This window comes from Burkholderia orbicola, assembly GCF_900100915.1.
Classification (GTDB): domain Bacteria; phylum Pseudomonadota; class Gammaproteobacteria; order Burkholderiales; family Burkholderiaceae; genus Burkholderia; species Burkholderia orbicola.
Window position 1 is genome coordinate 2,516,056 of record NZ_FNKW01000001.1, and the last position, 12,068, is coordinate 2,528,123.

At 67.9% G+C, this 12,068-nt stretch carries 10 protein-coding genes; 5 read left to right on the top strand and 5 right to left on the bottom strand.

Annotated elements, in window-relative coordinates:
• Positions 1-53 precede the first annotated feature (53 nt).
• Both BLS50_RS11995 and BLS50_RS12000 read left to right on the top strand, forming a co-directional pair.
• Complete coding sequence (locus tag BLS50_RS11995) at positions 54-1,433, top strand: amino acid permease (RefSeq protein WP_069233038.1); 1,380 nt, start codon at positions 54-56, stop codon at positions 1,431-1,433.
• Between the two features lie 136 nt (positions 1,434-1,569).
• Positions 1,570-2,340: a COG4705 family protein gene (locus BLS50_RS12000; RefSeq protein WP_069233037.1), complete on the top strand. Its 771-nt coding sequence runs from the start codon at positions 1,570-1,572 to the stop codon at positions 2,338-2,340.
• Positions 2,341-2,398: 58 nt separating this feature from the next.
• On the opposite strand, the gene dut is transcribed toward BLS50_RS12000, so the two are convergent.
• The 5 genes from dut to BLS50_RS12025 all read right to left on the bottom strand — a co-directional run bounded on the left by dut (position 2,399) and on the right by BLS50_RS12025 (position 8,613).
• On the bottom strand, positions 2,399-2,845 hold the full coding sequence (dut, locus tag BLS50_RS12005) for a dUTP diphosphatase (RefSeq protein WP_006488961.1): 447 nt from the start codon (positions 2,843-2,845) through the stop codon (positions 2,399-2,401).
• 53 nt (positions 2,846-2,898) lie between these two features.
• On the bottom strand, positions 2,899-4,110 hold the full coding sequence (coaBC, locus tag BLS50_RS12010; protein ID WP_074802290.1) for a bifunctional phosphopantothenoylcysteine decarboxylase/phosphopantothenate--cysteine ligase CoaBC: 1,212 nt from the start codon (positions 4,108-4,110) through the stop codon (positions 2,899-2,901).
• Between the two features lie 67 nt (positions 4,111-4,177).
• Positions 4,178-4,678 (bottom strand): signal peptidase II, encoded by a 501-nt coding sequence (lspA, locus tag BLS50_RS12015; RefSeq protein WP_006478035.1) that lies wholly within the window; start codon positions 4,676-4,678, stop codon positions 4,178-4,180.
• 2 nt (positions 4,679-4,680) lie between these two features.
• Positions 4,681-7,518, bottom strand: a complete 2,838-nt coding sequence (gene ileS, locus BLS50_RS12020; RefSeq protein WP_074802291.1) for an isoleucine--tRNA ligase — start codon at positions 7,516-7,518, stop codon at positions 4,681-4,683.
• A gap of 102 nt (positions 7,519-7,620) precedes the next feature.
• Positions 7,621-8,613 carry a bifunctional riboflavin kinase/FAD synthetase gene (locus BLS50_RS12025; protein WP_074802292.1) on the bottom strand — a complete coding sequence of 331 codons (993 nt, stop codon included), beginning with the start codon at positions 8,611-8,613 and terminating at the stop codon, positions 7,621-7,623.
• Positions 8,614-8,735: 122 nt separating this feature from the next.
• Here BLS50_RS12025 and purN point away from each other — a divergent pair, with 122 nt between their 5' ends.
• From purN to BLS50_RS12040, 3 genes are read left to right on the top strand one after another with little or no spacing between them, the layout of a single operon-like run.
• Positions 8,736-9,398, top strand: coding sequence for a phosphoribosylglycinamide formyltransferase (gene purN, locus BLS50_RS12030; RefSeq protein ID WP_027805273.1), 663 nt, complete (start codon positions 8,736-8,738; stop codon positions 9,396-9,398).
• Positions 9,395-10,660: an RsmB/NOP family class I SAM-dependent RNA methyltransferase gene (locus BLS50_RS12035; protein ID WP_074802293.1), complete on the top strand. Its 1,266-nt coding sequence runs from the start codon at positions 9,395-9,397 to the stop codon at positions 10,658-10,660. The genes purN and BLS50_RS12035 overlap by 4 nt, the downstream gene beginning before the upstream one ends.
• An 18-nt stretch (positions 10,661-10,678) precedes the next feature.
• Positions 10,679-12,064 (top strand): mechanosensitive ion channel family protein, encoded by a 1,386-nt coding sequence (locus tag BLS50_RS12040; RefSeq protein ID WP_074802294.1) that lies wholly within the window; start codon positions 10,679-10,681, stop codon positions 12,062-12,064.
• Positions 12,065-12,068 lie beyond the last annotated feature (4 nt).

Genomic DNA, 12,068 nt, shown 5'->3' on the forward strand with positions numbered 1-12,068 from the left:
TCGTTTTATCCGGCGCCGGCGGCGCGATGGTGGTGCAGGGGAGTGGTAACGCAGTGACACAACAACAACGATCGTTCGACGCTATCGTCGCGCGCGAACAAGGGTTGCGCCACGCGCTGACGTCGGGGCAGATGGCGATGATCGCGATCGGCGGCGCGATCGGCACGGGGCTGTTTCTCGGCAGCGGGTTCGCGATCGGGCTCGCGGGCCCGAGCGTGCTGGTGTCCTATGCGATCGGCGCGCTGATCGCGCTGCTGCTGATGGGCGCGCTCGCGGAAATGACCGTCGCGCATCCGACGGCCGGCTCGTTCGGCGCCTATGCCGAGCATTACGTCGGCCCGCTCGCGGGCTTCCTGGTGCGCTACGCGTACTGGTTCGCGGTCGTGTTCGCGATCGGCACCGAGATCAGCGCGATCGCGGTATTCATGAAGTACTGGTTCCCGGCCGTGCCCGGCTGGTACTGGGTCATCGGCTTCTCCGCGCTGCTGATCTCGGTGAACCTCGCGAGCGTCACGCTGTACGGGACGGTCGAATACGCGTTCTCGCTGCTGAAGATCGCGGCGATCGTCGTGTTCATCGTGCTCGGTGCGTATCTCGTGTGGGCGGCGCCGGTCGCATCGGGCATCGGTTTCGCGAACTACACCGCGCACGGCGGCTTCATGCCGAAGGGGCCGTGGGGTACGTGGGTCGCGGTGATCGTCGCGATCTTCAGCTACATGAGCATCGAAGCGGTCGCGATCGCGGCCGGCGAGGCGCGCGATCCGCAGCACGCGGTCACGCGCGCATTCCGCTCGACCGTGTTCCGGCTCGTGCTGTTCTACCTGCTGACGCTCGCGCTGATGCTCGCGATCGTGCCATGGACGCAGGCCGGCACCGACGAAAGCCCGTTCGTGAAGGTGATGGCCGCGACGCACGTGCCGTATGCGGCCGGCGTGATCAACTTCGTGCTGTTGATCGCGGCGCTGTCGGCGATGAACAGCCAGCTCTACGTGACGACGCGGATGATGTTCAGCCTGTCGCGCGCGCGCCTCGCGCCCGCGGTGTTCGGCCGGCTCGGCGCGAACGGCGTGCCGCGGGCGGCGCTGTGGATCTCGACGAGCGGCGTCGCGGTGGCGGCCGTGCTGGTCGCGCTCGCGCCCGACACCGCGTTCACGGTGATGATGGCGATCGCGATGTTCGGCGCGCTGTTCACGTGGCTGATGATCTTCGTCACGCACCTGCGGTTCCGTGCGCGGTATCGCGGCCCCGCGCTCGCGTTCCGGATGTGGGGGCACCCGTTCGGCAGCCTGCTCGGCGCGGGGCTCGTCGCCGCGATCCTGCTGACGACCGCTTTCACGCGCGAATTCCGGATGACGATGGTGGTCGGCGTCGTGTTCGTCGTGCTGCTGACGCTCGCCTACGCGCTGCATTACCGGCACCAGCACGCGCGCTGATCGTGGCGGCGCGGGCACTCGCGCCGTTCGTCACACTCGCTAAGGTTCCGTTAAGCGAGCTGCGCCTACATTCGATCCTGTCTGCATGGCGTGCCGATCCGCACCGGCGCGCCGCTTCCTGCAAAAAGGGGTTCGAATGAACACACTGCCCGAAATCACGCTCGCGTTCTGGATCATGAAGATCTGCGCGACGACGCTCGGCGAAACGGGCGGCGACCTGCTGTCGATGACGCTGAACGTCGGCTACGCGGTGAGCTCGATCCTGCTGTTCGGTTTCTTTCTCGTGACGCTGGGCGCCCAGCTCAGGACGACGCGCTATCGCCCGGCGATCTACTGGGCCGTGATCGTCGCGACGAGCACGGCCGGCACGACGATGTCCGACTTCATGGATCGCACGCTCGGCCTCGGCTATGCGGCCGGCTCGTCGATCCTCGTCGCGATCCTGCTGGCGATCTTCGCGGTCTGGCGCCTCAGCGGCGAATCGCTGTCGGTCGACCTGATCCGTACGCGCAAGGTCGAGCTGCTGTACTGGATCGCGATCCTGTTCTCGAACACGCTCGGCACCGCGCTGGGCGACTTCCTCGCGGACAGCTCGGGGCTCGGCTTCGGCGGCGGCGCACTGCTGATCGGCGGGCTGCTTGCGGTGATCGTGCTCGCGCACTACTTCACGCGAATCTCCGGCGTGCTGCTGTTCTGGGCCGCGTTCGTGCTCACGCGTCCGTTCGGCGCGACGGTCGGCGACCTGCTGACGAAGCCGGTCGCGAAGGGCGGCCTCGCGCTCGGCACGGTCGGCTCGTCGGCCGTGCTGCTCGGCGTGCTGGTCGCGATGGTCGTCTATGCAAGCATCGCGCAGGCGCGGCGTCGCGAACCGGCGCCCGCGCGGATCGCGCAACCGGCCGGCAAGTGACGGTGCGTGAAAAGGAAAGGGGCCACTCAGCGTGGCCCCTTTTCTCATGCTGCGTGGCTCAGTGGCGGCCGGTGCTGCCGAAGCCGCCTTCGCCGCGATCGCTCTCGGTGAATTCGTCGACGATGTTGAACTGTGCCTGCACGACCGGCACGATCACGAGCTGCGCGAGGCGTTCAAACGGGTTCAGCACGAACTCGGTCTGGCCGCGGTTCCACGTCGAGACCATCAACTGGCCCTGGTAGTCGGAATCGATCAGGCCGACGAGGTTGCCGAGCACGATCCCGTGCTTGTGGCCGAGGCCCGAGCGCGGCAGGATCAGCGCCGCATAGCCGGGGTCCGCAAGGTGGATCGCGAGGCCCGTCGGCACGAGCGTAGTTTCGCCCGGCTGCAGCGTGACCGGTGCGTCGAGGCACGCGCGCAGATCGAGGCCGGCGCTGCCGGTGGTCGCGTAGGCGGGCAGGTAGTCGCGCATGCGCGCGTCGAGAATCTTCAGGTCGAGTTTCATGCGGTCGTCGAATCGGTCGGGAAGGGCGCGGCGGCTATGGCCGCCGCGCGGGATCAGATCAGGCGGTTGTCGGGCAGGCGCTTCGCGATTTCCGCGACGAGCGCATGCGCGAGTTCGTCCTTCGGGGCGCGCGGCAGGCGCGTGAGACCGGCGGCCTCGAACAGCACGACTTCGTTGTCGTCGCGGCCGAACGTCAGCGGGCCGAGATTGCCGACGAGCAACGGCACATTCTTGCGCTTGCGCTTCTCGTCGCCATGCACGTCGAGGTCGCCGCTTTCGGCCGCGAAGCCGACGCAGAACGGCGCGTCGGGCAGCGCGGCGACCGACGCGAGGATGTCGGGATTCTCGACGAACGCGAGCGCCGGCATCTTGCGGTCGGTCGTCTTCTTCATCTTGTGCTCGGCCGGCTGGTCGACGCGCCAGTCGGCGACCGCGGCCACCGCGATGAAGATGTCGGCGTCGGCCACCGCATGCATCACCGCGTCGTACATCTGCTGCGCGGTCTGCACGTCCTGGCGGTACACGCCCCACGGCGTGTCGAGCGCGACCGGCCCGGCGACGAGATGCACGTCGGCGCCGGCCTGTTGCGCGGCGCGCGCGAGCGCGAAACCCATCTTGCCGCTGGAGCGGTTCGTCAGCCCGCGCACCGGGTCGAGCGGTTCGAACGTCGGCCCGGCCGTGATCAGCACGCGGCGGTGCGCGAGCACCTTCGGCGCGAAGTGCGCGACGATCGCTTCATAGATCGCTTCGGGCTCGAGCATGCGGCCGTCGCCGACTTCGCCGCACGCCTGCGCGCCCGAATCCGGGCCGAGCACCGACACGCCGTCCGCGCGCAATTGCGCGGCGTTGCGTTGCGTGGCCGGGTTCTGCCACATCTGGCGGTTCATCGCGGGGACGACGAGCAGCGGACAGTCGCGCGCGACGCACAGCGTCGACAGCAGATCGTCGGCGAACCCGTGCGCGAGCTTCGCGAGGAAATCCGTCGACGCGGGCGCGATCACGATCGCGTCGGCTTCGCGCGACAGGTCGATGTGCGCCATGTTGTTGTCGATACGCGCGTCCCATTGGCTCGTATAGACGGGCCGGCCCGACAGCGCCTGCATCGTGATGGGCGTGATGAACTGGGTGGCGGCGTCGGTCATCGCGACCTGCACGGTCGCGCCGGCCTTCACGAGCAGCCGCGTGAGTTCGGCGATCTTGTAGCAGGCGATGCCGCCCGTCAGGCCGAGAACGAGGTGTTTTCCTGCAAGTTCTGCGTGTGCCAACTCAGGCCTCCTGGGGTCAAACGGAACGGCCGGCGCGAAGCCGGCCGTCGACACGGAGTATGCGCGCTCAGCGCGCGCCGCGCACGCGCCGCAGCTCGTCGTAGATCAGCAGGACCGCGCCGACCGTGATCGCGGAATCGGCAAGGTTGAACGCCGGGAAGTGCCACGCGCCGAGGTGGAAATCGAGGAAGTCGATCACGTGACCGTAGACGAGCCGGTCGATCACGTTGCCGAGCGCGCCGCCGAGGATCAGCGCGAGCGACACGCTGAACAGCCGCTGGTGGCCGTGGCGCTTCAGCAGGAAGCAGATCACGAGCGTCGCGCCGACGCCGAGCGCGGTGAACGCCCAGCGCTGCCAGCCGCTCGCGGTCGACAGGAAGCCGAACGCGGCGCCGCGGTTGTACACCAGCACGAGGTTGAAGAACGACGTCAGCGCATGCTGCGCGCCGTACGCGAACGTTTTGAGGATCGCGATCTTCGACAGTTGGTCGAACAGGATCACGATCAGCGAAATGCCGAGCCAGGGCGCGAGCGCGCCGCTGGCCGGTTTCGACAGGGTCTTCGCCATATTTAAGCAGCGCTCCGGATTTCGCCGTTTTCAAACAGGTTCGAGAAGCAGCGGCCGCACAGCGTCGGGTGCTCGGCGTGCGCGCCGACATCTTCGCGGTAGTGCCAGCAGCGCTCGCACTTCTGGTACTTCGACGCGGCTACGTCGACGCTTTCCTGCGCTTCGTCGTCGACCTTGACGACCGTCGCGGCCGACGTGATCAGCACGAACTTCAGGTCGTCGCCGAGGCTCGTCAGCGCGTCGTAGCGTGCGCCGCTCGCATGCACGGCCACTTCGGCCTGCAGCGACGAACCGATGCGGTTCGCGGTGCGCGCTTCTTCGAGCGCCTTCGTCACGTTGCCACGCACGTCGCGCAGCAGCGCCCACTTCTCGATCAGCGCGGCCGAGCCGGCGACTTCCGGATACGCATAGTAGGTTTCCGTGAAGATCGTGTCGCTCGCCGGCTGGAACACCTTCCACGCTTCTTCCGCCGTGAACGACAGGAACGGCGCGAGCACGCGCAGCAGCCCGTGCGTCAGGTGGTACAGCGCGGTCTGCGCGGAGCGGCGCGCGCGCGAATCGGCGGCGCTCGTGTACAGGCGGTCCTTCAGCACGTCGAGGTAGAAGCCGCCGAGATCTTCCGAGCAGTACGTCTGCAGCTTCGCGACGACCGGGTGGAATTCGTACTTCTCGTAGTGGCCGAGCAGCTCCGTCTGCAACTGCTGCGAGAACGCGACCGCATAGCGGTCGATCTCGAGCCATTCGTCGACCGGCACCGCATGCTGAGCGAAGTCGAAATCCGACAGGTTCGCGAGCAGGAAACGCAGTGTGTTGCGGATGCGGCGATAGCCTTCCGTCACGCGCTTCAGGATTTCCTCGGAAATCGCGAGCTCGCCCGAGTAGTCGGTCGACGCGATCCACAGGCGGATGATCTCCGCGCCGAGGCGGTTCGCGACTTCATGCGGGTCGATGCCGTTGCCGAGCGACTTGCTCATCTTGCGGCCTTCACCGTCGACCGTGAAGCCGTGCGTGAGCAGGCCCTTGTACGGCGCGCGGCCGTCGATCATCGATGCGGTGAGCAGCGACGAGTGGAACCAGCCGCGATGCTGGTCCGAGCCTTCGAGGTACAGGTCGGCCGGGAACTGCAGCTGATCCTTGTGCGAGCCGCGCAGCACGTGCCAGTGCGTCGTGCCCGAGTCGAACCACACGTCGAGCGTGTCACGGTTCTTTTCGTACAGGTTCGCGTCGTCGCCGATCAGCTCGCGCGGGTCGAGCGATTGCCACGCCTCGATGCCCGACTGTTCGACGCGCTTCGCGACTTCCTCGAGCAGCTCGAGCGTGCGCGGGTGCAGCTCGCCGGTTTCCTTGTGCACGAAGAACGCCATCGGCACGCCCCACTGGCGCTGGCGCGACAGCGTCCAGTCCGGACGGTTCGCGATCATGCTGAACAGGCGCTGCTTGCCCCACGACGGATAGAACGCGGTCGCGTCGACGCCTTCGAGCGCCGTTTCGCGCAGCGTCTTGCCGCCGTCTTGCGGCGTCACGTCCATGCCGGCGAACCACTGCGACGTCGCGCGGTAGATGATCGGCGTCTTGTGGCGCCAGCAGTGCATGTAGCTGTGCGTGTACTTCTCGCTGCGCAGCAGCGAGCCGGCCGCGTTCAGCGCGTCGACGATCTTCGGGTTCGCATCCCAGATCGACAGGCCGCCGAACAGCGGCAGCGATTCGATGTAGCGGCCGTCGCCCATCACCGGGTTGATGAAGTCGGAATCGGTCATCCCGTGCGCCTTGCACGACATGAAGTCTTCAATACCGTACGCGGGCGACGAGTGCACGACGCCGGTACCGGTGTCGGTCGTCACGTAGTCGCCGAGGTAGACGGGCGCGGTGCGCTTGTAGCCGGGGTGGGCCGATGCGAGCGGGTGGTGGAAGCGCAGGTTCGCGAGCTTCACGCCGGGCGCGGTCGCGACGATGCGGCCCGTGAGCTTGAAGTCGGTCATGCAGGCTTCGACGCGTTCTTCCGCGATGATCAGCAGCCCGCGCTCGGTGTCGACCAGCGCGTAGATGATTTCCGGATGGAGGTTCAGCGCCTGGTTGGCGGGGATCGTCCACGGCGTGGTGGTCCAGATCACGATGCCGCCCTCGGCGCGCGGCAGTGCCGGCAGGCCGAACGCGTGCGCGGTCTTTTCCGGTTCCGCGAACGCGAACATCACGTCGATCGTCGGGTCGGTGCGATCCTTGTACTCGACTTCCGCTTCCGCGAGCGCCGAGCCGCAGTCGAAGCACCAGTTCACCGGCTTCAGCCCGCGGTACACGTAGCCCTTCTCGATGATCTTGCCGAGCGCGCGGATTTCTTCCGCCTCGTTCACGAAGTTCATCGTCTTGTACGGGTTGGCCCAGTCGCCGAGCACGCCCAGGCGCTTGAAGCCGACCTTCTGCTTCTCGATCTGCTCGGTCGCGTACGCGCGCGCCTTGCTCATCACTTCGGCCGCCGGCAGCGACTTGCCGAACTGCTTCTCGATCTGGATCTCGATCGGCATCCCGTGGCAATCCCAGCCCGGCACGTACGGCGCGTCGAAGCCGGCCATGTTGCGCGACTTGACGACGATGTCCTTCAGGATCTTGTTGACCGCGTGGCCGAGGTGGATGTCGCCGTTCGCATAGGGCGGGCCGTCGTGCAGGATGAACTTCGGGCGGCCCTGGCTGGCCGCGCGGATCTTCTCGTAGATGCCGCGCTCTTCCCACTCCTTGACCCACTGCGGCTCGCGCTTGGGCAGGTCGCCGCGCATCGGGAACGGCGTGTCGAGCAGGTTGACCGGATACTTGGCCTGCGGTTTCGAATCGGCTTTCTTGTTGCTCATGATGGGATCGCTATCTAAATCGGGGGACGCTCGGGCGTCGTGAATCGGGTAGGCGCGCGCGAGGGCAGCGCGAGGGTGCGGCGCGAGGCGCCGCCGTCCGGATCAGCTAATTCGGTCGGTGGCCGACGTCGCGAAGCCCGTCGCGCGGCTGCCCGGCGCATGGTCGCGTTCGGTGAAGTAGGCGCGGGCATTCGCGACGTCCAGCGCGATCGCGCGCGACAGCGCCTCGAGATCGTCGAATTTCGCCTCGTCGCGCAGCTTCTTCAGGAATTCGACACGGATCAGCTTGCCGTACGCGTTGCCGTGCCAGTCGAGCAGATGAACTTCGAGCAGCACGCGGCCCGAATCGTCGACGGTCGGGCGCAGCCCGAGGCTCGCGACGCCCGGCAGCGGCTCGGGGCCGAGGCCGTGCACCTGCACGACGAAGATGCCCGCGAGCGCCGGCCGCTTGTGCTGGATCGGCAGGTTCAGCGTCGGGAAGCCGAGATCGCGGCCGAGCTTCAGCCCGTGCGCGACGTGGCCGCTGATCGCGTAGCCGTGGCCGAGCGCCTGCGCGGCCGCGTCGAGATCGCCCGCGGCGAGCGCCGCGCGCACGCCGGAGCTGGAAATGCGCGTGCCGTCGCTGCCGGCCACCGTACCCATCTGCTCGACCTCGAAGCCGTGCAGCTCGCCGGCCGCCTTCAGCGTGTCGAAGGTGCCCGCGCGCTTCGCGCCGTAGCAGAAATCGTCACCGACCATCATCCAGCGAGTGTGCAGCCCGTTCACCAGCGTGCGTTCGACGAACGCCTGCGGCGACTGGCTCGCGAAGGTGTGGTTGAAGTGCTCGACGACGACGCGGTCGACCCCGTGGTCGCGCAACGCTTCCAGTTTGTCGCGCAGCATCGCGATGCGCGGCGGTGCGCCGGCCGGATTGAAGAATTCGCGCGGGTGCGGCTCGAACGTCATCACGCACACGGGCAACCCGCGCGCATCCGCTGCCGCGCGCACGCGCGCGAGCAGGGCCTGGTGGCCGCGATGGACACCGTCGAAGTTGCCGATCGTCAGCGCGCACGGGGCGCGGCTCTCGGCGTTGGGCAGGCCGCGGAAGACTTTCACGATAGCGGATGCAGCGTCGGGGAATGGGCGGTGGGATGCCGCAAAGCAGAAGATTATAAACGTTCGGGCGGGCCGACGGCCGAGAAGGCGGGAAACCCGAGGGCGAATGGTAAAATTCGCGGATGAAAAAACTCGTGATCCTGATTTCCGGTCGCGGCAGCAACATGGAGGCCATCGTCCGCGCGTGCGCGCAGGAACGCTGGCCGGCCGAGATTGCCGCCGTGATCGCCAACCGGCCCGATGCGGCCGGACTGGCTTTTGCCGCGTCGCACGGGGTGGCGACGGCGGTGGTCGACCACCGGTCGTTCGACGGCCGCGACAGCTTCGACGCGGCGCTCGCCGCCGAGATCGACCGTTTCTCGCCCGATCTCGTGGTCCTGGCCGGCTTCATGCGCATCCTCACGCCCGCATTCGTCAGACGATACGAAGGCCGGCTGCTCAACATCCATCCGTCGCTGCTGCCGAGCTTCAAGGGTATCCACACGCACCAGCAGGCGCTGGATGCGGGCGTCGCGCTGCATGGCGCGAGCGTGCATTTCGTCATTCCCGAGCTCGACAGCGGCGCGATCGTCGCGCAGGGCGCGGTGCCGGTGCGTGCCGGCGACGACGCGGCCGCGCTCGCGCGGCGCGTGCTGACGGTCGAGCACGTGCTGTATCCGCGTGCGGTGCGCTGGTTCGTCGAGGGGCGCCTGCGCCTCAAGGACGGCCGTGCAGTGGTCGCGCCCGAAGAGGCGCGCTGGATTTTCGCGGATCAACCGCAAACCGAAACGAGTGAGGGCGTATGAAGCTGCACGGATTCCTGATTGGCCAGACCGAAACCCTGCTCGCCGAGGTGCTGAAGTTCGCCGGCCCCGCCGACGCGACGACGAGCCGGTTCTTCCGCGCGCACCCGAAGCTCGGGCATGCGGAGCGCGGCGTGATCGCCGAGGCCGTGTTCGCGGTGCTGCGCCGGAAGATGGAGTTCTCGCATCTGGCCGAGAGCGGCACCGGCACGCCCGCGCGGCGTCTCACGCTGCTCGGCCTGATGCAGACGATGGGGCGCAATGCGCTGAAGCCGTTCCTGTCCGACACCGAGTCCGCGTGGCTCGAGCACGTGTCGAAGATCGATCCGGCGAGCCTGCCCATGCGCATTCGCACGAACCTGCCCGACTGGATTCACCAGGCGCTGTCGGAGCGTTTCGACGCCGAGGAACTCGCGCAGCTCGCCGCCGCGCTGAACTACCCGGCGCCGCTCGACCTGCGTGCCAACGCGCAGAAGGCGACCCGCGACCAGGTGATCGAAGCGCTGCGCGTGAGCGGCATCGAAGCGGGCGCGACGCCGTTCGCGCCGTTCGGCGTGCGCGTGGTCGGCAAGCCGGCGCTGACGCGCCTGAAGCTGTTCGAGGAAGGCGCGATCGAGGTACAGGACGAAGGCAGCCAGCTGCTGTGCTCGCTGGTCGCGCCGCGCCGCGGTGAAATGGTCGTCGATTTCTGCGCGGGCGCGGGCGGCAAGACGCTCGCACTCGGCGCGATGATGCGCTCGACCGGGCGCCTCTATGCGTTCGACATCTCGGAGAAGCGTCTCGCGAAGCTGAAGCCGCGCCTTGCGCGCAGCGGGCTGTCGAACGTGAACCCGGTGCTGATCGACAGCGAGCACGACGCGAAGATCAAGCGGCTCGCCGGCAAGATCGACCGTGTGCTGGTCGATGCGCCGTGCAGCGGCCTCGGCACGCTGCGCCGCAATCCGGACCTGAAGTGGCGCCAGACGCGCACGGCGATCGACGAGCTGACGCCGAAGCAGGCGTCGATCCTCGCGAGCGCCGCGCGGCTCGTGAAGAAGGGCGGCCGGCTCGTCTACGCGACCTGCAGCGTGCTCGACGCCGAGAACGAGCGCATCGTCGAACAGTTCCTGGCCGATCATCCGGAGTTCACGCTGGTGCCGGCGCAGCAGGTGCTGGCCGACCAGCGCATCGAGCTCGAGACGGGCGACTACCTGTCGCTGTGGCCGCACCGTCACGCGACCGACGGCTTCTTCGCCGCGGTGCTCGAGCGCCGCGCCGCGCAGTAACGACTGCCCGGACGGACGATGGAGAATTTGCAGAGCCGCCTGCTGTCGCACCGGCTGGAATCGGTGATTCGCGATTTCCACCAGCCGGTGATGATCTGGCAGGCGGCGATCCTCATCGGTGCGCTGTGTTTCGCGTGGGTGGCCGCGCGCTTCGTGCACGGCCGGATCGATGCGCGGCGCCGGGCGGCCGGGCGTGCGCCTGGCGCGGGCGCGCAAAGCCTGAAACGTGCGTTGTTTCCGCTGTTCGGCAGCGTGTTCGTCGGCGGCGCGCAACTCGCGTTCGACCCGTTCATGTCGACGTCGCTGCTGTCGCTCGCGCTCGTGCCGCTGTTCGGCATCGGGCTGATCTACCTGCTGTTCTTCTTCGCGCGGCGCGTGTTCGCGCGCGACGGTCACACGCACGCGTGGCTGTCGATCGTCGAGAAGATCGTGTCGACCGTCGTGTGGGCCGCGATGGTGATGACCGTGCTCGGCATCCAGCGCGACGTGCTGGGCTGGCTCGACAGCGTGCAGTTCCGGGTCGCGACCGCGCACCTCACGCTGCTGTCGGTGATCTCCGGCGCGCTGTGGGTGTGCGTGACGCTGATGGTCGCGATGTGGCTCGGCTCGGTGCTCGAGGATCGCCTGTCGCGCGCGAGCACGCTCGACGCGAACCTGAAGGTCGTACTGTCGCGGGTCGGCCGTGCGCTGCTCGTGTTCGCGGCGATCCTGATCGGGCTGTCGCTGGTCGGCATCGACGTGACGGTGCTCGGCGTGTTCGGCGGCGCGGTGGGCGTCGGCCTCGGGTTCGGGCTGCAGAAGATCGCCAGCAACTACGTGTCGGGCTTCATCATCCTGCTCGACCGCTCGCTGCGGCTCGGCGATGCGATCAGCGTCGGCGGGCTGCAGGGCGTCGTCACGCAGATCCGCACGCGCTACACGGTCGTGCGCGGCCTTGACGGCAACGAGACGCTGATCCCGAACGAGAAGCTGATCACCGACGTCGTGCAGAACCAGTCGTCCTACCTGACGCGCGGCTACGCGAAAGTCGCGGTGCAGGTCGCGTACACGAGCGACGTCGAGCAGGCACTCGCGTTGCTCGCCGACGCCGCGAAGGACGTGCCGCGCGTGCTGGCCGAGCCGGCGCCGACGCCGTACCTCGTGGGGTTCGGCGCGGACGGCATCGATCTCGAGCTCGGCTTCTGGATCGAGGATTCGGCGAAAGGCACGTCGGGCGTGCGCTCGAGCGTGAACCGCAACATCTGGCGGCTGTTCAGCGAGCACGGGATCTCGATTCCGTTTCCGCAGCGCGAAGTGCGCGTGGTCGGGCTGCCGGACGGCTTTCCCGCGGCGGCGGGCGTGGCGGCCGGGCCCGATCCGGCGCTTGTCGATGGTGCGCTGGACGGGCGCGCGCCGGCGGCGTAGCGGC